Raw genomic sequence first — 21,178 nt, forward strand, 5'->3', positions numbered from 1 at the left:
GCGATGCAATCTTCTCGTTGAGCCAAGTGATCTTGGAGCCAAGTGATCTTGGCCTTCGGTACCGCTTGCCCCTCTTGATGCAGATCAAAGGTTCACGCCGGGTCCGCTCCACTTTCGGTCACGCGCCTGCAAGCGCAAGCGAATTTCGGAGACTCCGATGAAAGCCGTCTCTGTGGAAGAAGCGGTCGCCAGAATCCCCAACGGCGCAACCGTGATGGTCGGTGGGTTCATGGGGGTCGGAACGCCCGAGCGTCTGCTGGACGAACTGGTCAGGCAAAGGAAATCCGAGCTTTCCATCATCAGCAATGATGCCGCGGTCCCCGGCAAAGGTGTCGGTAAACTGTTCGACGCGGCGCTGGTCTCGACGCTGACCACGAGCCACATCGGGCTCAATCCAAACGTACAAAAACAGATGATGGCCAACAAGGTCGCGGTCAACCTCGTGCCTCAGGGCACCCTCGTCGAGCGGATTCGGGCCGGCGGCTGCGGCCTGGGAGGCGTGCTGACGCCGACGGGTGTCGGCACCATAGTCGGGGAAGGAAAACCAAAGATCGAGGTCGACGGCAAAAGCTTCCTGCTCGAGACGGCGCTTCGTTCGGATTTCGCGCTGATCCATGCATTTCTGGCGGATTACCTCGGCAACCTCGCCTACGCGCTGACCGCGCGCAACTTCAATCCCGTCATGGCAATGGCGGCCGACACCGTCATCGTTACCGCGGAGAACATTGTCCCCGTCGGCGTCATTGCGCCCGACCATGTCGTAACGCCCGCGCCGCTCGTCGACTACCTCATCGCCAACGGGTGACCCATGGACGCTCAATCGCTCATCGCGCGACGGGTGGCACGCGAACTTCGCGCAGGTAACCTCGTCAATCTCGGCATAGGGATTCCGACGCTGGTCGCGAACTTCGTTCCGTCCGATCTCAAGGTATTTTTTCAGTCGGAGAACGGATTGATCGGCACGGGACCGATGCCGGAGCAAGGCATGGCCCACCCCCTGCTCACCGATGCCGGCGGACGGCCGATCAGTGCCCTGCCCGGCGCATGCGTCTTCGACAGCGCGATGTCGTTCGGATTGATCCGCGGCGGTCACGTGGACATAACGGTCCTCGGCGGCCTTCAGGTCGACGCAGAAGGGCACCTCGCAAACTGGATGATCCCCGGCAAGATGGTGCCGGGGATGGGCGGTGCGATGGACCTGGTGAGCGGAGCAAAGCGCGTCATTGTCGCCATGCAGCACGCCGCCAAAGGGAAATCTAAAATTGTCCAGAAATGTGCGCTGCCGCTGACCTCTTCCCGGCCGGTCGATCTCGTCGTCACCGACATGGCGGTGATCGGCTTTTCCGGCGGAAGGATAACGCTGCAGGAGACCGCGCCGGGCGTCACCGTGGCCGAGGTCATGGCGGTGACGGAAGCGGATTTGTTCATTCCAGCCAGCGTTCCAGAGATGAAGATCTGACCCCGCAGCGTGCTCGAGTAAGGACCTGACATGCGCATCTTCAGCGATTTCAGTGAGTTCAAGGCGGCGGTCGGCAGCGAACTCGGAACCAGCGAATGGATTGAAGTCACCCAGGAACGCATCAACCTCTTTGCGCAGGCGACCTGCGACGATCAATGGATCCATGTCGACCAGGAGCGGGCGAAGAAAGAACTTCCCGGTGGTATCACCATTGCCCACGGACTCCTGTCGCTCAGCCTGGCGCCGATGTTCATTCGTTCCGTGATGGGCTGCAAGGGCCTGCGCAACACCTTGAACTATGGCGCGGACCGGATACGTTACCTCTCGCCTGTCTCAGCCGGCTCACGAATCAGGGGCCACACCAGCATCGCGGAAGTGGAGGACGTCCCGCCCGATGGTCTGAGAGTCAACTATCATATGGTGATCGAAATCGAAGGCGGTCAGCGTCCTGCGTGCGTCGCCGAACTGATCGCATTGCACTACCGCTGATCGTGTTGCTGGAGACGCGGCTAGCAGATCCGTCGGAAGCATCGGATGAAGAAGCACAGCTGGTATGTGACCTTCGAAATTCCATGGAGAGGTACAGCTGTCCGAAGCCGGCGCTCTCGGTCGACGCAAACGTTTGAAACCGAAATCGAAGCCAAGAACTTTGCACGCGCCAAGTTCGAGGAAGGATTAGTCGTGACCGCTGGCACAATCATTCCTCACTTGCCAAGGCGCGCGATCGCATCGGGAAGCATTACGTCATGGCTTGACGAAGGACGGGAACAAGACAGCGGCGACGCGGCGGAAAGTACCGACCCGCGGTCAAGGAAGATCGAATAATCCGCAGCGTTCAAAGGGGGACCACAACCCTACGAAGCACGCTTCCGCCATGTGCACGATAATCAACAGAACGATAATGAGCGCTCGCCAATTGCTCTTGAATGTTGCCATTTTGGCACGGGCCTTTCGCCTAAAGTACGTAGGCTTCAGTTGCAAGTTGGAATCAATGCAATGCCCGCAACACCCGTTGGCGGGGACAATTTAAAGCCAACGGAAATGGAGAGATAAAATGAAGAGTTTTCTGCTGGCTACCGTTGGTCTTGTAGCATTGGTCGGCATCGCCGGCCCGGCATCCGCTGCAGATATGGCGGTCAAGGCACGGCCACCCGCACCGGTCCTGGCTCCGATTTACGACTGGACCGGTTTCTACATCGGCGCCAACGGCGGCTGGGGTCAGAGCCGCAATTGTTGGGATTTCGTTAACGACGGTGTGTTCGTGTTGGGCACCTTCGCTGAGGGCTGCAACTCGCGGTCCGGAGGCGTCGCCGGCGGCCAGATCGGTTATCGCTGGCAAGCCAATCAGTGGGTGTTTGGCGTGGAAGCCCAGGGCGATTGGGCAGATCTCAGCCACACGCGCGTCAGCCTGCTCGATCCTACGCTCTCGCTTCGCACCAAAACCGATGGCATCGGCCTCTTTACCGGCCAGATCGGTTACGCCTGGAATGCAGCGCTGCTGTACATAAAGGGCGGCGCGGCGGTGACCAGCAACCGCTTTAGCATCCTCGACAACCTTAACTTCGGCGCTGAACTGGCTTCGGCAAGCTCGACCCGCTGGGGCGGCGTCGTGGGTGTCGGATTTGAGTACGGCTTTGCACCGAACTGGTCGGTCGGTCTTGAATACGACCACCTGTTCATGGGCGATGCCAATAATACGTTCACGATTGTCGCGCCTTTTGCCGCAGTGCTCAACAACCGGGTCAGCCAGGACGTGGATATGGTCACCTTGCGCCTCAACTACCGCTTCGGCGGTTACGGGGCGCCTGTCGCAGCTCGCTACTGATCAACCGTTTGTCTCCAGCAAGCAAAGCCTTAGCCCCGGCACAATGCCGGGGCTTTTTTCGTTAGTGCGAATGCTGGGTGCTGGCACTACTTGGCGAAAACCATAAAGGGCCGTCAGCGGCGCTTGACCTAAATCAACGCGCGGGGACGCATCAAAGAGCGTCGTGACCAACATAACCCATGCGAGTCATCGGCAGGTCATTGCTCCGGTGAGGAGGATGTTGTGCCCCACGTTCTAATCATCGTTAGCTGGCTTGGCGTTGCCAACGGCGCCGTGATTTCGACCCAGGAATTTACCAGCGCAGAGCGGTGCGACGCGGCTCGGCAGGCACTGATTGAGTACGCCAAGGCCCGGAGCTCTGACGAGACGTTAAGACCGCTCTGCATTCCAAAGTGAAAAAGGGGCGGTTGCCGATGTACAATCGGTTGCCCGATGGCAGCGATGCACAACACAGTTTGATCAGTGCTGCTTACCAATTGATTTGCATCACCGGATTTGGATCGTCGTGGGGTTGGTTGACGGCAAGACTCTCAAATGGGAGTGCTCGCCGGAGGACATCATCATGCCGATGTGTCAGTCGCCTCGGATCTCTGATCCTCTGCTTCAAGCAGGCGGGCCGCCCGCCAACGACAATTACCTGCCCGCAAGAATAGGTACCAGGTCTTCGCGCAAGACAAATAGCACCGTCAAGGCCGGCTGGCAGGCAATTCTCATCCTCTGCGCCGCCACACTGTTGTTACTTTGAATGATTGATTTGCCTTGCGTCCGCACGTCGTGCATTTGGCCCGAAACTGACGACATGCCCCGACGAGGCTAGCGGCGCTTCTACGGCGAGCGTCCGCGGGGAATTTTGAAATGGTCGAAGAATCCGCGGACAAGAAGGCTAAGACGGTCCGATTTCGGATCGAAAGTAGCTTGCTTCCGGAGTTTACCCACTCACGACGAGCAAGACTGCCGATGCCATCACCAGATGTTGCCAAACCAGCCAAACTGCGGCTGCCGCGCTACGAGGAACGAACGGGGCGACACGTGCCGCTTCACGACTTTGCGTTGTCGCTGCGGTTTCAGGTCTCGCCCTCCTGAGGTGGTTGGTTCCAGCCGCTTCACATCGGATGGTTGCATCAACGCAAATGCTTGGCGTTCCTTATCCCTTGGGGTGGCCGTTGCAGGATTGGCGACACGGTCTTCCGTGATCGCGGTCGGCGCGGGAACGATGGTTGGGAGGGTGGTATCGAACACGATACGCTCCGGCCATTTGCGATCAGAATGAATGCGGATAACGGGCGAATTGACGTGCGCACTCTCCATGACCGGCAGTCTGGTCAGGCATGCGTCCAGAATGAACACCAGAGTGAACAATACTCCACCGACATAAAGGAAATATCGCGCCAGCGGCATGCGCTGTACTCCAGCGATTCCGCACCCGCTTCGAGATCGAGCTGGGTCAGAGGCTCCGGATCGATGCAGCCCTCTCAAGGTCAATCCAGAGTGCCGCTGGAAGACTGACGGCCTCCCCCTCGGCCGGCTTGATACAGATCAAGAGCGCGAGCGGTGTGCGTAAAATGCTACTTGTGCCATCCCCGCTTCTCGTGAGCTCCCTCTTCGCCGCTCGCCAGCAATGTCGTCCGCAACACCTCAAAGATCACCGCCGTCGACCAGCCGAACAACAGAACGCCATTCATCGCGGTCATCGGCCCTAGCAGAGACCAACGCTTGACCGGCGTCACGTCGCCATAGCCGAGCGTCGTGTAGTTTACAAAGGCGAAGTACACGAGATCGGCGCCTTCCGGCGCAACATCGACTGCCGCGTAAATCAATGACCAGACCAGCACCTCGGCGAGATGCGCGATCATCAGGACCGTCACGGTGGCGATCATGATCGCGATCAATCGAAGCGTCTGATATGCCGTCGCCAACTCATCCGCGCGGCGCGCCACCCTTATGACGGCCACCATCACCAGAGCATGGATCGCGATGTTGCAACCGCTTGCGGCCGCGCCAACGAGAAACTGACGCAACATCGACACGCCTCCGGAGATCGACCGCGCTGCCGGGATCGGCAATCACGACGCCGGGATGTGATTGCGCCATGACTCTATGCTCAATCGATGATGTGGTATCCGCCGTCGATATACATGACGCCGCCCGTGATCAGCTTCGCGCCGTCGAGCGCCAGGAACGCCGTCGCGGCACCGACGTCGTCGATGCTGACGAGACTCCGCGTCGGCGCGGTGGTTTGTGCCTTGTCCATCAACTCGTCGAACTCGGGAATTCCCGAAGCTGCACGCGTCGCCAGCGGCCCCGGCGAAATCGCGTGCACCCGGATCCCCTTGGGACCGAGCTCAGCTGCGATATAGCGGACGGCGGCTTCGAGGCCCGCCTTCGCAACGCCCATGATGTTGTAGTTTTTGACGACCATCTGGCTGCCGTAATAGGTCATGGTGAACAGCGTTCCGCCGTTTTTCATCAACGGCTCCGCCAGATGCGCCATCCGCATGAACGACCAGCAGGAAACGTCCATCGTCTTGAGGAAGCCGTCGCGCCCGACATCGACCACGCGCCCATGAAGCGCTTCCTTCGGAGAGAAGGCAATCGAGTGAAGCAGAAAATCGAGCTGTCCCCACTCCTTGGCGATCCGTTCAAACACCTGTTCGGTCTGCCCTTCGGTATTCACATCGAGCGGCATGAAGATCGAGGCCTCGAGCGCCTTCGCCAGCGGCTCGACGTGCTTCCTGGCGCGTTCGTTCAGATAGGTGACGGCGAGCTCCGCGCCCAAGGCCCGAAATGCCTTGGCGCATCCCCATGCGATCGACTGATCGTTGGCGATACCCACGATCAGCCCCTTCCGGCCCTTCAGCGCAACCTTGGTTTCTGGAAATACGGGAATTGTCATGACGCTCTCTCCCGTTTCAGGCTGGAGGATGAGTGCCTGTTCCACAGCAGCGACAATGTGTGCTGTGCGATCATGAGTTCTTCATCGGTCGGCACGACGTAGACCGGAATTCGGCTGTCCGCGCGCGATATCCGAAGGCTGTGGCGAGCGTTCTCGGCCAGGTCGAGAGACACCCCGAGCCATTCGAGCCGCTCCGCGATCCGTGCCCGAATGCCGACGGAATTTTCACCGATCCCGGCGGTGAAGACCAAACCATCGAGGCCTTGCAGGGCCGCTGCCAGCATTCCGGCCTGCAGCGAAACCCTGTGGACGAAATAGTCGACGGCAAACGCCGCGTGGGGATCGCTGCTGTTCTGGAGCTCCCGCATGTCGTTGCTGACGCCGGAAAGTCCCTTCAGCCCGCAATCGCGATAGAGAAAATCCTGCACCTTGGCGGGCGACATGCCCTTTTCGGTCATCAGGTAAAGGATAACGCCGGGATCGATCTGGCCGGTGCGCGTTCCCATCGGAAGTCCATCGAGCGCGGTGAAGCCCATTGTGCTCTCCACGCTGCGTCCGCCGTGTATGGCGCACATGGACGCGCCGCTTCCGAGATGCGCCACGATCACCCGGCCCCTCGCGATTTCAGGTGCGACGTCCGGCAGGGTCTTTGCGATGTACTCATAGGAAAGACCATGAAATCCGTAACGGCGGACTCCCTCCTCGTGCAGCCGGCGCGGTATGGCGTAGTGGTCCGCGACCTCGTCGTGGTCACGGTGAAAGGCCGTATCGAAGCAGGCGACCTGCGGCAGAGCGGGAAACTTGGCGAGCAGGGTTCGGATCGGCGCCAGGTTGTGGGGCTGATGCAACGGCGCAAGTGCTGTCAACCGCTCAAGACGCGCGATCACGCCGTGGTCGATCAGCACAGGGCGGTCGTAGTCGGGACCGCCATGGACGACGCGGTGGCCGACGGCGAGCGGGTTCAATTGATGTTCGTCCCGTAGCCAGGCGCTGGCGAGCATCAAAGCGGTCGGAACGTCTGATACAGCCTCGATCGGATAGCATCGATCCGCCAACGCCTCCCCTGCCGCCCCGCTAGCGCGTAGCCGTGGACGGCTGCCGATCCCGTCCATCAGCCCCTTGATCTGCCGGCGCAGCCCACCGTTACCATCCACGGCAAACACCTGGAACTTGACGCTTGAGGAGCCTCCATTGACGACAAGGATGATATCCATGGCCGTCACGCTGCAATTGTCTGGGCGCGGCGCCGGCGCGCATCGGCATAGAGCGTCGCGACCGCGCAAGATGCCATGCGCGCTCTCGGTGAATCGGCGCGCGACGTCAACACGATCGGAACGCGAGCACCCAATACGATCCCGGCACTATCCGCCTTCGCGAAGTACGCCAGGTTCTTGGCCAACATGTTGCCGGCCTCGAGATCCGGCACTACCAGGATCTGCCCTCGTCCTGCAACTTCCGACTTTATGCCCTTGATCCGCGCCGCTTCCGGGTCGACTGCGTTGTCAAATGCGAGCGGCCCATCCAGCAGCCCGCCCGTGATCTGCCCGCGGTCCGCCATCTTGCAGAGCGCAGCCGCCTCGATGGTCGACGGTATCTTGGATGTAATGGTCTCGACCGCCGAGAGAATAGCGACTCGGGGAGATGTGCCGATTCCGATCTGGATATAGAGATCAATCGCATTCTGTATGATGTCACGCTTGACATCGAGGTCCGGAAAAATATTGATCGCGGCATCGGTGATGAACACGGTCTCGCTATAAGTCGGAACATCCATGATGAAGACGTGACTGATCCGCCTCTCCGTGCGCAGCCCGGTCGTCTTCGCGGTAACGCTTCGCATAAGTTCGTCGGTGTGCAGGCTTCCCTTCATCAGCATCTCGCCCTTGGCCGCGTGAACCAGTTCGACGGCCTTTGCCGCGGCGGCCTCGCTATGAGGGGCATCGATCAGTTCGAACCCGCTGATATCGATGCCATGTTTGAACGCGGCCGCCTTGATCTTCGCCGATGGCCCGACAAGTGTCGGCTTGATGATACCGGCTTGCGCTGCATCGGCCACGCCGCGCAGCGAGCTTTCGTCGCATGGATGCACGACGATGGTAGCCGCCGCAGGGATGGTTTTCGCCGCTGCGATGAGACGATCATATTTGGCGCCGGGTTTGGCTTCGGCCGTTTCCCGAGATGCAATGCTCATGTCCAACTCCCAAGCACATTAAGAGACTAAGACGCTTTTGCCCGCGATTTTCCCGCGAGACCGAACAATTCAGTGACGCGATCGAACCGCTTGGCTGCTTCGCCGGATATTTCCGCACTCGCCGACAGGACGGCGTGGATTGCTTCCAGGCCGGCACGCCGCTCGTCTTCACCAGGCGGGAGCAATTTGGGTATGGCGGCGAGGCTCGCCGCCGGTTCGAGCAGCAGTATGAAGAATTGCTCGCGCACGATCTTCTTGAACTGCGCGAGCGTCAGACGCGAGCCTGCGTCGTTCGCGCGAGCCCGCCGCAATGCCTCCAAGCTCCGCTCGTCGACCATTCCCCGCGAACTTCCGACATAGAGCAGGCCGCGAATGACGCATTCCCTGAGGCCGCCGCTGCCGACCTGCGATCTGAGTTCTGCGATGCGAGCCTCCAGCCGTTTGCGGTGTTCCGACGACATTTGCGGCTTTGGCGAAACGTCGGCATCCGGCGTGACGCCGACGGCGGACTGCACCACGGGCGATCCATAGATGCCGAGAAAGAGCGCCTCACTGAGTGTTTCCTGCGCGTCGCGCCATTTATCGAGAACATCGACGATGTTCTTCGAGACGGTCTCCTGGAACTTGACGAACGGATTGTCTTCTGCCGCCAGCTTACGCTGCTCGCGGACCTTGTCAGCAGCTCTCGCGACGCCCTTCATGGCTACGGTATCGCCTCCAAAGGCCTCGTAAGAGACGCGTAGCGGATGCCATCGGCGCATCAACTCCGCCATTTGGGGCGTAACTGCCGCACGAACCCACGGCTGCACGAACTTCCGATAATTCGAGAGATTGATTTCGGATACACGTGCGGCCGTCGCAAACCGGCGTTCATCTTCGGCGGTATTGCCGCCCATGGCCCTGATATCGTCCAGCGTGCGGCGTTCACACCGCATGATCCACTTTCCACCGGCAAGATCGGCATTGGCCGTGTCGGCAGATTTGGCTTCGAAGGTCGCCTCGTAAAGCCCGGGCGGCAGCACATCGATCAGATCGATGTTGCTGGAGAATTCGCTGTGCTCCTTCTTGGCGACGCCTCCGGAGACAAAGATTCCGAGGTGTCCGACAGTCTCGTGAACGGTGTAGACGATAGTTTGCCCGTAAGCCCTGATATCGTCGACATCGCTGTAGAGATCGAGAATCCAGCCGAGTGCCTGTTGCGGCGGCGTGATGTTGTCACCCTTTGAACAGAACACGACGATGGGAGAGGATATTTTCCTGAGGTCGACAGTCTGGCCGTCCGACGTCTTGATGCGTCCGGCGGCGAGGTTATTGCCGACGAACAGCTCGTCGACAATGAACTGGATCTCCTCGGCATTCAAATTGACGTGCCCGCCCCACCAGCGCTCGAACTCGAGATAGCGATCCGCCTCGCTGTCGACCTTCGAATAGACGTTGTACTGCTTGGTCCAGAGCGTGTTCGAGGGATTCATGTTCTCAAAATTCTGGACCAGCCACGCCCCGTCGAACTTGCCGCCGCCAAGGTCGCTGGTGAGCGCGGTCAGCCAGCTTCCGCCCAATAGCCCACCCGAATAGCGCATCGGATTCTTGCCGCGGACGCCCGCCCAGTAGGACAACGGCGCACCGGCGATAATCAGCGGGCCGAACAGCTCCGGCCGCAGCGAAGCCAGGATCATGACCGCCCAGCCGGCCTGGCAATTGCCGATCACGCACGGCTTGCCGTCGGCTTCCGGATGCAGGGCGATAACTTTCTCGATAAAGACGGCCTCGGCTCTCGCGATGTCCTCGATGGTCTGGCCCGGCATCGGTTCGGGCAGGAATCCGATAAAGTAGCAGGGATGGCCGGCTTTCATTGCCACGCCGATCTCGCTGTCGGCCTTGAAGCCGCCGATTCCCGGCCCGTGACCCGCACGAGGGTCGACCACCACGAACGGGCGGCGCTTGTTATCGATCTCCACGCCACTTGGCGGAGCAACGCGTACCAGCCCGTAGTTGACCGGTCGCGGAAGGTTTCTGCCATCAAGGATCAATTCTACTTCATAGTTGAGGACATGAGGTGCCGTTTCAGCGATGTGTTCGCGGTATTGCAGTCCGCGCTCGCGCATCACATCGAGGAACAGAACACTGCGTTGCCCGATATCGATCAGATATTCGAGGCCGGATGCAAAGAGTCCCGGAAGCACTTCGCCAGAGATGGCCGGCTTGTCGGTAAACATGCTCAAATCTCTCACTGCTTGCAGCCCTGCATCAGGATTGCGCTCGGGCGGCGGGGACCATTGATATAGGTCAAGGGGAAGAACTCTCGTTTGACGCGCGGCCAAATCGAAATGCGCCTAGACGCTGGGCATCGCGGCGACTTTTTCGGTACTCTGTTCGGCGCCAGTAGCGGCCGCGTCGGTCCGCTCTTCGCGAATCCATGCCATCGTCAATTCCCAGGTTACCGCCAGGATGATGGGCCCGACAAACAGCCCGAGGATGCCATGCGCCAGCATCCCGCCCAGGACACCGATGAAAATGACAAGCATGGGCGTATTCAGCCCACGTCCCATGAGAATCGGTTTGAGGACATTGTCGGCTAACCCCACGACCAGGAGATACACCGTCAACGGAAGAGCGAGGGCAAAATCCTTGGTAGCCCAGATCCATACGATGACGGGAATAAGGACGATTGCCGACCCAATCTGCAGGATCGCGAAAATCAGTACAAGGAAGGCCAGCACGCCCGCATGAGGCACGCCTGCAAGCTTCAATCCGATACCGGCCAGCAGCGATTGCAGGACGGCCACGCCGATAACTCCCTGCGCTATCGTGCGTATCGTCAACCCGGCGAGCGCGACGAAATCCTGGCTGCGCGGGGTTACCAGACGCGCTTGAATCCTCTTTACCGCCGCCACGAGGCCCGGACCGTAATGGAACAGGAAGCCCGCCAGCACCACCGACGCGACGAACTTGAGCGTTCCCAAGCCGGCGCTGCCGGCGAAGGCAAGCACCGGACCAGCCAATGGCTTGAGGTGCGGAGCGACTTCCTTGAGCGCGACGCTGAGGTTTGTCGAAGCATGGTGCCAGATTTCGTGGATCTGGGTGCCGACGACCGGCCACGCCTTGACGCCTTCGGGAGGTGACGGAATGACCAGCGCGCCAGCGCCCAGCTGGCGAGCAAGCTCTTTCAAGCCATCGACCACGCCGTATCCAAGCCATGTCACCGGTCCAATAACGATCACCAGATTGATGACCGTGATGATCGCGGCCGCCAGCTTTGGCCGATCGCCAAGATGCACCGATAGCCAGTTGTACGGCGGGTACAGGGCCACGGTCAGAACCATGCTCCAGACCAGGATGGGAATGAATGGCCGGACAAGGACGAATGACCAGTAAACGAGGAAGGCCAGCAGACCGAGGCGGAGCGCCAGCTGGATGATCTCTCCTCCGGATGTCGTCTGCCGAACTACCCTCTGGGCCATCGTTTCGACCTCGTGGACGCGCGCAACGGCCCCACCGCGGACCGGATGCAGCACAATAGAGCTTCCGCTGCCACCCGGAGCCTATTGGCGCCTGCCCACGCTCGCGCTTGATCCAGATCAAACGGCAGCACGCAACGGTCGTTTTGGCTGATAAGGTGCACTGTCGGAGCCGGGGAGCTTCTGTCATGCCTGAAGCCGCCGAATATTCGATCCGTGAGCATCTTCGCGACGACCGTCCAATCACTATCCGTGCACTTCGTCCCGATGACCGGGCCGAAATGCTTGCGGCGATCGGACAGACCAGTATGCAATCGCTTCAGCGGCGCTTCTTCGTGCCAAAGAAGGGCTTTTCCGAGCAGGAAATGGCCTTCTTCCTCAATATCGACTTCGACAACCATGTCGCGCTGATCGCGGAAATCAATGAAGACGGACACCCGGTTATCGCCGGCAGCGGGCGCTACATCCTGGTGCGGCCAGGCCAAGCCGAAATAGCCTTCCTCGTCGTCGACGCCTATCAGGGCCAGGGTATCGGCACGATCCTGATGCGGCATCTCGCTATCCTGGCGCGCGATGCCGGTCTCAAGGAACTGGTCGCCGAAGTGTTGCCCGAGAACACCGCCATGCTGAAACTGTTCAGGAAATTCGGCTTCCGGCCCGACGCGAAAGGATCGCCTCAGGTGGTCCACCTGACGCTGCAACTGCCTTGAGCGCGAAGAATCCTGGTGGAGTTCGCTCGGGCCTACCGCAGCCCCAGCAGCGAGCGGCGATAGCCGTTGCTGCGGGCTTCCTCCCGGCACACAAAACTTCCTGTAGGGCCGCTTCCATACCGTCGTTGCCGCTTCGAGTAATAGATCCCTTTGCCGAGATCGAGCCAGACGACCACATCGGCAGGGCAATGTCGTTGCGCTTGTGATTCATAACGGAACGGCGTCAGCGGATTCGCAGAGGCGCTGACTGCGCCATAGGCTATGATCGACGCCGTGATCACGCCCGCAGCCCGCAGTCGGAAACTTCGCATCGACAAATCGCCTGCCTTTGACCGACGAAATGATCGCAGCAGTTCAATCGAAAAACAATTGCCTTTGTCCGCTGCATAAGCCGAAGGCGGCGCGGAGGAGCGTCAGAAGGCTTTCCGCGCCGCCCGATTGTTATGACAACGACGGCACACGGCTTCGCGAGTTAATCAGACGACGTCCCGCCCAAGTTCCCACGATTTGCCTGCGCCCAACGTCACAATTCAACGACAGACATATCGGCCGTTTACCAGCACGCGGACACAGGCTGTGCCTACAGCGGCTGCACCCACGGCGGCTGTGCCTACAGCGGCTGCACCCACGGCGGCTGTGCCAACCACGGCGCGGCGGGTTTGTCGTCGCGCAACGCCTGCGACGCTCACCGGGGTCAACGGCCGTCCTACCCTCGCCTCCGCGCTCTCAATCGACAGCGAAAGCCCGGCGCTAGGTGACCACGCTACCGAGCCGAGAGTTCCGAACGCGAAAACGGCGGTAGCCAACAACGCCCGCCTGATGCTGATTTTCTTCACATCGATCTCCTCTGCTGAGGGGACCACCGAAAGCCATCCGCCTTCCACGTGATTGATCCAGGTCAATAAGCTTCGTTGACCTAATATCGCGGTCGCAGCGAGCCGCGAACTCTATCAGGATCACGTGATCCTTCGAACAATGCCCTCAAGGACAATGTCCTTTGATGAAATTGAATATGAGCGAAGTCGATAGGATAAGTCAGATCCGGGGATATCGCCTCCCGCATTTCCGGCGGACGCCTTGGACTGCGCAGTTCCACGAAATCCCAAATCGTGCTGTTATAGGGAAGCCGTCCAGCGCGGGCGTACGATGAACAGACGCGGATCACTCGATCCGAGTGGTGGGTTCATGCGAGGATTTGGCGCGCCTCTCGGCATTTGCTTGCCAGTGTTGGCAGCCGCAGCACCCAGGACAGCGACGCGCGCTGCCGCGGAACTGCGCACCTTCCTCCTGATAGCAGTCATCAGCATTCTAATGACGATCACTGGCTGTTCGCCGGTGTCGGCTGCAACGCGGCATATCGTTCTGCTTTTTGACGAACGCGTCGAACTGCCGGGCTTATCGCTCCTGGAAGCGGAATTCGTCCACACGCTCAGGTCCGACTCCCCCGACCCGATCGAGGTCTATCGCGAAGCAATGGATCTGTCCCGATTTAGTTCAGACTCCTACAAGGTGCTCCTGCGCGACTTCCTCCGCGCAAAGTATGCAGACAAGAAGGTCGATGTCGCAGTCGCCATCATGGCGCCGGCGCTCGACTTCTTGATGGCGTATGGAAACCTGATCTTTCCGGAGACACCAATTGTGTTCTGCGGGCTGGATAGAGGACAACTGGGTACTCGCTCCCTGACGCCCAACACGTTCGGGGTGCTGATCAAGAGAGAGTTTGCGCCGACACTCGAGCTGGCGCTCCGTCTCCACCCCGAGACCGAACGAGTAGTGGTTGTTTCAGGAACCTCAGATTTCGACCAAGAGCTTCTCGCCCAGGCGCAAAATGATTTCCGTCCATACGAAAACCGGGTCTCCTTTAGTTACCTCTCGGACCTGTCTTTGCCACAACTTCTTGCGAAGCTTTCACGATTGCCTTCACGCGACATCGTCCTCATCATCACAGTGTTTCAGGACGGCAGCGGCCAGCCATTCGTCCCGCACGATGTTGTTGAACGTGTTTCCGGGGCGGCAAGCGTACCCGTCTATGGCTTTCTCGATCAATACATTGGCCGCGGGATCGTCGGGGGAAGCCTTTACAGCACCACCAAGCATGGTGCTGATACAGCCAGGATGGTTTTGCGGCTCCTGACCGGCGCGGCGATGCCGGCACACCTGGCGGAAGTCTCCAGCAACAAGGTAATCTTCGACTGGCGGCAGATGCTGCGTTGGGACATTAGCGAGCGTGGTCTCCCCCCGGGCAGCGAAATCTATTTCCGCGAACTATCCGTATGGCAGCGGTACTCCTGGCAAATCGCATTCGTTGGTGCGGTCGTTCTGATACAAGCCGGGCTTATCTCGATCCTGCTGCATGAGCATCGTCGACGCCGCATGGCCGAAGTACAGTCGCGGCAGCGCATGGCGGAACTTGCCCACATCAACCGCTTCTCGATGGCCGGTGAGCTGACCGCATCAATTGCCCATGAAATCAACCAGCCGCTTGGATCGATTCTCACGAACGCCGAAACGGCACAGTCAATGCTGCGGTCTTCGCACCCTGACATCGAAGAGCTCAAAGACATTGTTGATGATATTCTGCGAGATGACCGGCGCGCCAGCGAGGTCATTCGGAGGATGCGCAGCCTGCTGAAAAAGGCACCTTTCGAACCGCAGCATATCGACCTCAATGAGCTCGTGCGGGAGACAGTCGAGTTTCTTTCGGCACTGGCCGTCGGGCGAGAGGTCAAATTGAGTAGCATGATCTCGCCTGCTGCACTCCCAATTGTCGGCGATCGCGTCCAGCTCCAGCAGGTTATTCTTAACCTGGTCGTCAATGCGATCGATGCGATGGCGGACACGCCCAGCGACGACCGGGCAATCAGCATCCGGACCTCGCGCGTCGAGAAATTTGCCGAGATGGCGGTATCGGATCATGGTCCGGGCATACCCGAAGACAGACTGAAGGAGGTCTTCGAGCCGTTCGTCACCAGCAAGCCTAAAGGGATGGGCATGGGGCTATCCATTGCGCGGACGATTGTGGAAGCCCACGATGGTCAGATATCCGCGAGCAACGAGCCCGGATGGGGTGCGGTGTTCCGGATCAAGTTGCCGATTTCCCGCCATCCTTCAGTTGGCTAGCGTTCGGTCCGGCGGTGCGGGGATGGATCGCACAACTGGCGTGCGATATCGGCCGGGAACGTCCGGATCCCGATTGCACGATCCTGACGATGCCAGGAATCAAAAAGTCCGCTCCGCCTGCACCCGCAAACTCGCCGCGATGCCGGAGCAAATTCTTTCTTCGGCGGCACCGCGGTTTCCCTCTTTCGACAGGCGCGACCAGTTCTCCGCCTCGGCCATCCAAAGAGCCCGGTTTTCCGGTTCACGCTGGGCGAGTTGTCGGCACAGCGTAGCGCGTAAGTCAAACTCCCACTGACCCGCCATTGGCACCCCCTGCCTGAGGGACAAAATGCATTGGCATCAGTTAACGCGAACGCCCTGCCCGGACTATTGCCCCAATGGTCATTGTCCCAACGGGCAGGTGACGTTGGCTGAGCGGCAAACCGAAGTGATCGCTATTCGGATACCCTTGATCTGAGTCAGGAGCAGGCGCTCGCAGGTGTGTGCAATGGCAGAGCGGAACGTACCGGGATGGGGCTCGGTCTAGCACTAGTCGGCCCCGTAAAAGCTCGGATATCGCAGCCGATGTTCGATCTGAGTCGTGGCTGTGATCGATGCATGTTTGCTTTCGCCTTGGGTCCGGGGCGGCAGCAGGTAAAGCGTCATGGCAAATATCAGGTACACCATCAGCACGAGCACCCCGCCAAACCATGCCGAGCGGCCACTGTTGGTCACCAGCGACGCGGTCATGGTCGCGATCAGCATCATGACCACCGCGCCCGGCCAGAATTGCAGGCTCATCGGCTCCGGCCCGATGACGTAGCTGAGCAGCACCAATACCGGTGCCACGAAAAGCGCTATCTGGGATGCACTCCCCAGCGCAATGCCTACGCTCAGGTCCAGCCGGTTTTTGCGTGCGCCGGAAAAGGCCGAGGCCATTTCCGCAGCGCCGCCCACCAGCGCAACGACGATGAAGCCGACAAAGGCCGGCGTCATTCCAAACGTCAGCGCGGCGTGCTGCACCGACTCGACGAAAATCTCGCTCACCAGCGCGACCAGTACGGTGACGCCGGCCAGCGTCGCCAGGGCCAACCCCATCGGCCAGTGCGTCTCGGCAGACTCGGCGTGGCCGGCCCCGCCAAACAATTCGCGATGAGTCCTCAACGAGAACAGCAGGCCCAGGCCATAGGCCACGATGAGCAACACGGACAGGCCGATGCTCAACTTCTCGGTAAACTCCGATCCGGCCGCAGAATCTGCTACGGAGACTGCTGAGGGAATCAGGATCGCGATCGTCGCCAGGAAAAGCAGGCTCGCCTGCAGCCGGGCGCTGCCCCTGTCATATTCCTGCACATGGTGCTTCAGCCCGCCGAGCAGAAATGACATGCCGAGCATGAACAACGTGTTGGTGACGATCGCTCCGGCGATCGATGCCTTCACGAGCGTATATTGCCCGGCGTGCAGCGCGGTTAGCGCGATGACGAGCTCCGTCAGGTTTCCAAGCGTGGCATTGAGCAGGCCTCCAACGCTGTCGCCTGTCTTGGCCGCGACAGATTCCGTAGCGTGACTTAGCAGTCCGGCGAGCGGCAGGATGGCCAGGACCGACAGCACGAAGAGCAGCGTGTGCGCGTCCGGCTTGATGCCTTGCGCGACGAACAGCACGGGCACGAACGCCAGCAGCCATAACAGGGGATTGTGCTGGATTTCCTTGAGCAATGGATTCATGGACGCCTCATCGCCTTCCGGTGCAGTCAATGGTGCTGGCCTGATGAGTGCTTGCGGTCACGTAACCGGATATCGGCAGCGCCGGACCGCGCTTGAAGAATTCATTCCAGCCTCTGCGCATTCGAAAGCGCAAAACTGTCCCTTGTTGCGATAGACCATTTGATCCAGGTCAAGGGTGGCTGCGCCTGCAGGGTCGCGCCGCAAGCGGTTCGGTGCTGCAGTGTGCAAGCCCGTTCTTGCGTTTTTGTCGCTGGAAGAGCTGTTTGCGCCTGTTCGAAAGATTTGAGAACGGAGCGCGCTAAAGGATGGAGCAGATAAGATCGGAAGCTGGCGGTTCTGGCCAAGGGGAAATGTCGCGGTTCGAGCAGGACTCCCGCGCGGGCGGCGCAGGTGCTGATCGCACCCATTTCCACTCCAACTCGCAGCTAACAGGGAGTTTTTCCGGGAGAACGGGATCTCTGGGCTTCATGGGTCAATCCTGAATTACGACACCGCAGGCGTTTGGTCGGCGCCGCCGCCGCCCAGATACGCGTTGATGACTGCAGGGTTGTGCCGAAGATTATGGGCGGTGTCCTCGCCTGCGATGGCTCCATTTTCGATCAGATAGCCGCGATCGGCTATTTTCAGGCTCAGCCGGGCGTTCTGCTCGACGAGCAGGATGCCGAAGCCGCTGGCGGCAATCTTCTTCAGCGATCTGAACAACTCCTTCGAAAGCAGCGGCGACAGACCGAGCGAGGGCTCATCCAGCATCAGGATGTCAGGCATCGACATGAGCGCGCGGCCGATCGCGACCATTTGCTGCTCGCCGCCCGACATCGTGCGTACCTGCTGGCGCTTGCGTTCGGCAAGGCGAGGGAAGAGCTCGTGGACAAGCCTGAGCGTCGATTGCTCGCTTCCTCGCGCGCGCTTCGCGAAAGCGCCGAGTGCCAGGTTCTCCTCTACGGTAAGTTCACCGAATACGCCGCGCCCCTCGGGAACGAGCGCAATGCCATGCTCGACGATCAGATGCGCCGCCAGCCCTGATATCACGCGGCCGTTCATGCGGATCTCGGTTCCTGGCTCGGATGGCACAATGCCGGCGACCGCCTTCAGAAGGCTGGATTTACCCGCGCCGTTCGCACCGAGCATGACGGAAATTTCGCCTTTTCCGACGTGCAGCGACACGCCTTGCAAGGCCATGTGGCGGCCATAGCGAACACCGAGATTGCTTACCTCAAGCATCGTCATCTCCAAGATAGGCGCGAATGACATCCGGGTCGGCCAGCACAGAAGCAGCGGGCCCGTCGGCGATCTTGACGCCGGAATTCATGACGACGCAGCGGCTGCACAGCGTTCGGATCGCATCCATCACATGTTCGACCATGATGATGGTCCGCCCTTCCCGGCTGATGTCGCGAATGAGATCGATGCCAATCAGAAGCTCGGAGGGGTTAAGGCCGGCGAGCCACTCGTCGAGCAGTAACAGTCGCGGATCGGCGGCGAGCGCGCGCGCCAGCTCCACCCGCTTCTGGTCGATATAGGTCATGTCCGCGACCGGGGAGCTTTCGCGACCGGTCAGGCCGACGCGGGCCAGGAGACCACCCGCGAAATCGCGGGCGGGCGGGCCCCACAGGCGGTTGCGCGCGAACACCGCGCCTGCCATCACATTCTCGATCGCCGTCATGGAAGGCAGGACGCGCACGAGCTGGAAGGTTCGGGCGATACCGATCCTCGCGACCTTCTCCGGCGCAAGTCCTGAAATGCGCGTACCGGCAAGCCTGATTTCGCCGGATGTCGGCCGGAGCGCGCCCGAGATCAAATTGAGCATCGTGGTCTTGCCCGAACCGTTGGGTCCGATGAGCCCGATGAGTTCGCCCGCGCCGACATCGAAGCTGACATCGTTGACGGCGATCAGCCCGCCGAATGCCTTGCGCGCGTGCGCAACGCTGAGCACGGTTGCTGCACTCATGCCGCCTTCTCCTCGATTGCGTCGGGCGCCTCGATGCCGGTCCCAGCCGCGGTCCGGCGCCGGATCCGATCGCGCATGCCCTCGATGAGGCCTGTTATCCCGTCGGGCAACAGATAGACGATCGCCAGGAACGTAATCCCGATGACGACCGAACTGTGGTTCGGAAAACGGGCGGTGATGAACTCCATCACGATGGTGAACGGAATGACGCCGACCAACGGTCCCCACAGCCGGCGAGTGCCGCCGAGCAGCGCCATAATCACCACGAGGAAGGAGATCATCGGATTGAAAGCAGCTTGCGGCTCGATGTAGGCGTAGCGCGGCGCAACAATCGCGCCGGCGACACCGATGAAAGCACCTGATGTCATGAACAAGACGATCTTGGCGCGGGCTGTTGCGATGCCGACATGACGCGCCACTGTTTCGTCATCGCCGATGATCCGCAGCGCGAAGCCCAGGCGCGACCGGTTGATCAGCCAGCCCACGCCAAAAACCAGCGTCGTCAGCGCGAGCAGCATCCAGTAGAGATCGCGTTCGGTGAAATCCGTGAAGACGTAGAGTCCCATTTTGTGGGCGAAACGCGATTGCGACCAGGCCACGACCTGCCGGATCAGCTCGGCAAGTCCGAGCGTGAAAATCACGAAATAAACGCCGGATAATCTGAGGGTCGCGGCGCCCACCAGCCCCGCGAGCGCAGCGGAGCTGAGCGCGGCGATGGCGATGAGCACGGGGAACGGAAGGGAATCCAGACCCAGCGCAACAGAATACGTTCCCACGCCAAAAAAAGCGGCGCTCGCCAGGGACACGAGACGGGTCGGGCCCGAGAACAGCGCCCACGCCGTACACATCGCGACATAGAGCATCAGGTTTACGCCAAACGAGAGCGCAAAGCCGTCACTGAAGAGCGGCAGCAGCGAGAGCAGCCCAACCGCGGCAATCCCGCTACCCGCAACCGCCAGTTCGTCGCGACGCAGGCTCATCATGCGGAGGCCCTCCCCAGTATGCCCTGGGGCCGGAACAACAGCACCAGAACGAAGAGCGCATAGTTGGCAGCGAGCGTCAGGCCTGGATCAATCAGGCTCGCTACGGCCGTCTCGGTGACGCCAAGAATCAGCGCCGCAAGCGTCGCCCCGCGCACGTCGCCCACCCCACCCATGATGACGATAATGAGCGCCTTCATGGTGAAGATGACGCCCATCGAGGCGTTGAACGTGTAGAAAGTGGAGAGCAGCGTTCCTCCGCAGGCCGTCAGCGCGCCACCAAGCGCGAAGGCGAAGGCTGCAGTTCTGGCGACATCGATAGCAACGAGTCGCGCCGATGCGGGGTCGACAGCAACCGCACGCACCGCCGTGCCTTGCCTGGTGTGGTACAGAAAGAGATAGAGCAGAGACGCGACGATCACGGCCGCAACGAACGCCACGACGCGGTTCAACCCGTAGGGCTCGCCCAAGATCAGGAAAGGCTCGGCCAGGAACCTGTAGCTGAAATACGCTCCGCCGAAGCCAAGCAGCATCAGGCCCTGGAGCAGAAACAGAAGCCCGAAGGTCGCCAGGATCGAATCGACTTCGAGCATGCCGCGGTTCTTCGCGCGACGGACGAGCGGCCGCAGCAGCCACGCGTAGATCAGCCAGTTTATTACAAGAGCCATCGGCGCGATCACCACCATGCCGAGAAGAGGGTTCACCCCCGTGGCAGTGAACAACCAGAACGAAACGAAGCACGCGGCAACGAGCGTCTCGCCATTGGCAAGATTCATGATGCGCGCAGCGCCATATTGCAGCGTGAGCCCCAGCGCGATCAGCGCGTAGGTTCCGCCGAGCAGCGTGCCCGTGACGATGATCTGCATGTGAAAGGTCCCGAAAGTCAGCGG

Annotated in this window: 21 protein-coding genes; 7 read left to right on the forward strand and 14 right to left on the reverse strand. The window is 60.4% G+C overall.

From position 1 onward, the window contains the following. Positions 1-157: 157 nt before the first annotated feature. The 5 genes from IVB22_RS23750 to IVB22_RS23770 all read left to right on the forward strand — a co-directional run bounded on the left by IVB22_RS23750 (position 158) and on the right by IVB22_RS23770 (position 3,284). Positions 158-805 carry a CoA transferase subunit A gene (locus tag IVB22_RS23750; RefSeq protein WP_247519674.1) on the forward strand — a complete coding sequence of 216 codons (648 nt, stop codon included), beginning with the start codon at positions 158-160 and terminating at the stop codon, positions 803-805. 3 nt (positions 806-808) lie between these two features. Further along, positions 809-1,459 carry a 3-oxoacid CoA-transferase subunit B gene (locus tag IVB22_RS23755; RefSeq protein ID WP_247519675.1) on the forward strand — a complete coding sequence of 217 codons (651 nt, stop codon included), beginning with the start codon at positions 809-811 and terminating at the stop codon, positions 1,457-1,459. Positions 1,460-1,489: 30 nt separating this feature from the next. Further along, on the forward strand, positions 1,490-1,948 hold the full coding sequence (locus IVB22_RS23760; protein WP_247519676.1) for a MaoC family dehydratase: 459 nt from the start codon (positions 1,490-1,492) through the stop codon (positions 1,946-1,948). 45 nt (positions 1,949-1,993) lie between these two features. After that, entirely contained in the window at positions 1,994-2,284 is a 291-nt protein-coding gene (locus IVB22_RS23765; protein WP_247519677.1) for a hypothetical protein, read from the forward strand. A gap of 229 nt (positions 2,285-2,513) precedes the next feature. Then, positions 2,514-3,284, forward strand: a complete 771-nt coding sequence (locus IVB22_RS23770) for an outer membrane protein (protein WP_247519678.1) — start codon at positions 2,514-2,516, stop codon at positions 3,282-3,284. A gap of 963 nt (positions 3,285-4,247) precedes the next feature. Here the strand turns inward: IVB22_RS23770 and IVB22_RS23775 are convergent. The 7 genes from IVB22_RS23775 to IVB22_RS23805 form a co-directional block, all read right to left on the reverse strand. Continuing rightward, positions 4,248-4,682, reverse strand: a complete 435-nt coding sequence (locus IVB22_RS23775; protein ID WP_247519679.1) for a hypothetical protein — start codon at positions 4,680-4,682, stop codon at positions 4,248-4,250. A 167-nt stretch (positions 4,683-4,849) separates the two neighbouring features. Continuing rightward, positions 4,850-5,305, reverse strand: coding sequence for a potassium channel family protein (locus tag IVB22_RS23780; protein WP_247519680.1), 456 nt, complete (start codon positions 5,303-5,305; stop codon positions 4,850-4,852). An 80-nt stretch (positions 5,306-5,385) separates the two neighbouring features. Beyond that, entirely contained in the window at positions 5,386-6,177 is a 792-nt protein-coding gene (gene fabI / locus IVB22_RS23785; protein WP_247519681.1) for an enoyl-ACP reductase FabI, read from the reverse strand. After that, the gene (locus tag IVB22_RS23790) at positions 6,174-7,391 is read right to left on the reverse strand and encodes an acetate/propionate family kinase (RefSeq protein WP_247519682.1); all 1,218 of its coding nucleotides are present in this window, start codon (positions 7,389-7,391) and stop codon (positions 6,174-6,176) included. Before IVB22_RS23790 ends, fabI begins: the two co-directional genes overlap by 4 nt. A gap of 5 nt (positions 7,392-7,396) precedes the next feature. Continuing rightward, positions 7,397-8,368: a phosphate acetyltransferase gene (locus IVB22_RS23795; RefSeq protein ID WP_247519683.1), complete on the reverse strand. Its 972-nt coding sequence runs from the start codon at positions 8,366-8,368 to the stop codon at positions 7,397-7,399. A 26-nt stretch (positions 8,369-8,394) separates the two neighbouring features. Then, positions 8,395-10,584: a DUF3141 domain-containing protein gene (locus IVB22_RS23800; RefSeq protein ID WP_247519684.1), complete on the reverse strand. Its 2,190-nt coding sequence runs from the start codon at positions 10,582-10,584 to the stop codon at positions 8,395-8,397. Positions 10,585-10,701: 117 nt separating this feature from the next. After that, positions 10,702-11,883 carry an AI-2E family transporter gene (locus IVB22_RS23805; RefSeq protein WP_308200448.1) on the reverse strand — a complete coding sequence of 394 codons (1,182 nt, stop codon included), beginning with the start codon at positions 11,881-11,883 and terminating at the stop codon, positions 10,702-10,704. A 131-nt stretch (positions 11,884-12,014) separates the two neighbouring features. Between IVB22_RS23805 and IVB22_RS23810 the strand changes: the two genes are divergently transcribed. After that, positions 12,015-12,536: a GNAT family N-acetyltransferase gene (locus IVB22_RS23810; protein ID WP_247519685.1), complete on the forward strand. Its 522-nt coding sequence runs from the start codon at positions 12,015-12,017 to the stop codon at positions 12,534-12,536. A gap of 32 nt (positions 12,537-12,568) precedes the next feature. Here the strand turns inward: IVB22_RS23810 and IVB22_RS23815 are convergent, their stop codons facing one another. Further along, positions 12,569-12,847 (reverse strand): hypothetical protein, encoded by a 279-nt coding sequence (locus IVB22_RS23815; protein ID WP_247519686.1) that lies wholly within the window; start codon positions 12,845-12,847, stop codon positions 12,569-12,571. Between the two features lie 874 nt (positions 12,848-13,721). Between IVB22_RS23815 and IVB22_RS23825 the strand changes: the two genes are divergently transcribed. Beyond that, positions 13,722-15,656 carry a HAMP domain-containing sensor histidine kinase gene (locus tag IVB22_RS23825; protein ID WP_247519687.1) on the forward strand — a complete coding sequence of 645 codons (1,935 nt, stop codon included), beginning with the start codon at positions 13,722-13,724 and terminating at the stop codon, positions 15,654-15,656. 99 nt (positions 15,657-15,755) lie between these two features. On the opposite strand, the gene IVB22_RS23830 is transcribed toward IVB22_RS23825, so the two are convergent. The 6 genes from IVB22_RS23830 to IVB22_RS23855 all read right to left on the reverse strand — a co-directional run bounded on the left by IVB22_RS23830 (position 15,756) and on the right by IVB22_RS23855 (position 21,154). After that, complete coding sequence (locus tag IVB22_RS23830) at positions 15,756-15,959, reverse strand: hypothetical protein (RefSeq protein WP_247519688.1); 204 nt, start codon at positions 15,957-15,959, stop codon at positions 15,756-15,758. Between the two features lie 225 nt (positions 15,960-16,184). After that, positions 16,185-17,360 (reverse strand): calcium/proton exchanger, encoded by a 1,176-nt coding sequence (gene cax / locus IVB22_RS23835; RefSeq protein ID WP_247519689.1) that lies wholly within the window; start codon positions 17,358-17,360, stop codon positions 16,185-16,187. 483 nt (positions 17,361-17,843) lie between these two features. Further along, on the reverse strand, positions 17,844-18,581 hold the full coding sequence (locus IVB22_RS23840) for an ABC transporter ATP-binding protein (RefSeq protein WP_247519690.1): 738 nt from the start codon (positions 18,579-18,581) through the stop codon (positions 17,844-17,846). Further along, positions 18,574-19,308, reverse strand: coding sequence for an ABC transporter ATP-binding protein (locus IVB22_RS23845; protein WP_247519691.1), 735 nt, complete (start codon positions 19,306-19,308; stop codon positions 18,574-18,576). Before IVB22_RS23845 ends, IVB22_RS23840 begins: the two co-directional genes overlap by 8 nt. After that, entirely contained in the window at positions 19,305-20,291 is a 987-nt protein-coding gene (locus IVB22_RS23850) for a branched-chain amino acid ABC transporter permease (RefSeq protein ID WP_247519692.1), read from the reverse strand. The genes IVB22_RS23845 and IVB22_RS23850 overlap by 4 nt, the downstream gene beginning before the upstream one ends. Then, entirely contained in the window at positions 20,288-21,154 is an 867-nt protein-coding gene (locus IVB22_RS23855; RefSeq protein ID WP_247519693.1) for a branched-chain amino acid ABC transporter permease, read from the reverse strand. The genes IVB22_RS23850 and IVB22_RS23855 overlap by 4 nt, the downstream gene beginning before the upstream one ends. Positions 21,155-21,178 lie beyond the last annotated feature (24 nt).

The organism is Bradyrhizobium sp. 190, from assembly GCF_023073415.1.
In the GTDB taxonomy this organism is placed as follows: Bacteria; Pseudomonadota; Alphaproteobacteria; order Rhizobiales; family Xanthobacteraceae; genus Bradyrhizobium.

Bases quoted from the DNA above. Each gene is read 5' to 3' on its own strand.
- IVB22_RS23750 (WP_247519674.1), top strand. From the start codon at position 158: ATGAAAGCCGTCTCTGTGGAAGAAGCGGTCGCCAGAATCCCCAACGGC.
- IVB22_RS23755 (WP_247519675.1), top strand. From the start codon at position 809: ATGGACGCTCAATCGCTCATCGCGCGACGGGTGGCACGCGAACTTCGC.
- IVB22_RS23760 (WP_247519676.1), top strand. From the start codon at position 1,490: ATGCGCATCTTCAGCGATTTCAGTGAGTTCAAGGCGGCGGTCGGCAGC.
- IVB22_RS23765 (WP_247519677.1), top strand. From the start codon at position 1,994: ATGAAGAAGCACAGCTGGTATGTGACCTTCGAAATTCCATGGAGAGGT.
- IVB22_RS23770 (WP_247519678.1), top strand. From the start codon at position 2,514: ATGAAGAGTTTTCTGCTGGCTACCGTTGGTCTTGTAGCATTGGTCGGC.
- IVB22_RS23775 (WP_247519679.1), bottom strand. From the start codon at position 4,682: ATGCCGCTGGCGCGATATTTCCTTTATGTCGGTGGAGTATTGTTCACT.
- IVB22_RS23780 (WP_247519680.1), bottom strand. From the start codon at position 5,305: ATGTTGCGTCAGTTTCTCGTTGGCGCGGCCGCAAGCGGTTGCAACATC.
- fabI (WP_247519681.1), bottom strand. From the start codon at position 6,177: ATGACAATTCCCGTATTTCCAGAAACCAAGGTTGCGCTGAAGGGCCGG.
- IVB22_RS23790 (WP_247519682.1), bottom strand. From the start codon at position 7,391: ATGGATATCATCCTTGTCGTCAATGGAGGCTCCTCAAGCGTCAAGTTC.
- IVB22_RS23795 (WP_247519683.1), bottom strand. From the start codon at position 8,368: ATGAGCATTGCATCTCGGGAAACGGCCGAAGCCAAACCCGGCGCCAAA.
- IVB22_RS23800 (WP_247519684.1), bottom strand. From the start codon at position 10,584: ATGTTTACCGACAAGCCGGCCATCTCTGGCGAAGTGCTTCCGGGACTC.
- IVB22_RS23810 (WP_247519685.1), top strand. From the start codon at position 12,015: ATGCCTGAAGCCGCCGAATATTCGATCCGTGAGCATCTTCGCGACGAC.
- IVB22_RS23815 (WP_247519686.1), bottom strand. From the start codon at position 12,847: ATGCGAAGTTTCCGACTGCGGGCTGCGGGCGTGATCACGGCGTCGATC.
- IVB22_RS23825 (WP_247519687.1), top strand. From the start codon at position 13,722: ATGCGAGGATTTGGCGCGCCTCTCGGCATTTGCTTGCCAGTGTTGGCA.
- IVB22_RS23830 (WP_247519688.1), bottom strand. From the start codon at position 15,959: ATGGCGGGTCAGTGGGAGTTTGACTTACGCGCTACGCTGTGCCGACAA.
- cax (WP_247519689.1), bottom strand. From the start codon at position 17,360: ATGAATCCATTGCTCAAGGAAATCCAGCACAATCCCCTGTTATGGCTG.
- IVB22_RS23840 (WP_247519690.1), bottom strand. From the start codon at position 18,581: ATGCTTGAGGTAAGCAATCTCGGTGTTCGCTATGGCCGCCACATGGCC.
- IVB22_RS23845 (WP_247519691.1), bottom strand. From the start codon at position 19,308: ATGAGTGCAGCAACCGTGCTCAGCGTTGCGCACGCGCGCAAGGCATTC.
- IVB22_RS23850 (WP_247519692.1), bottom strand. From the start codon at position 20,291: ATGATGAGCCTGCGTCGCGACGAACTGGCGGTTGCGGGTAGCGGGATT.
- IVB22_RS23855 (WP_247519693.1), bottom strand. From the start codon at position 21,154: ATGCAGATCATCGTCACGGGCACGCTGCTCGGCGGAACCTACGCGCTG.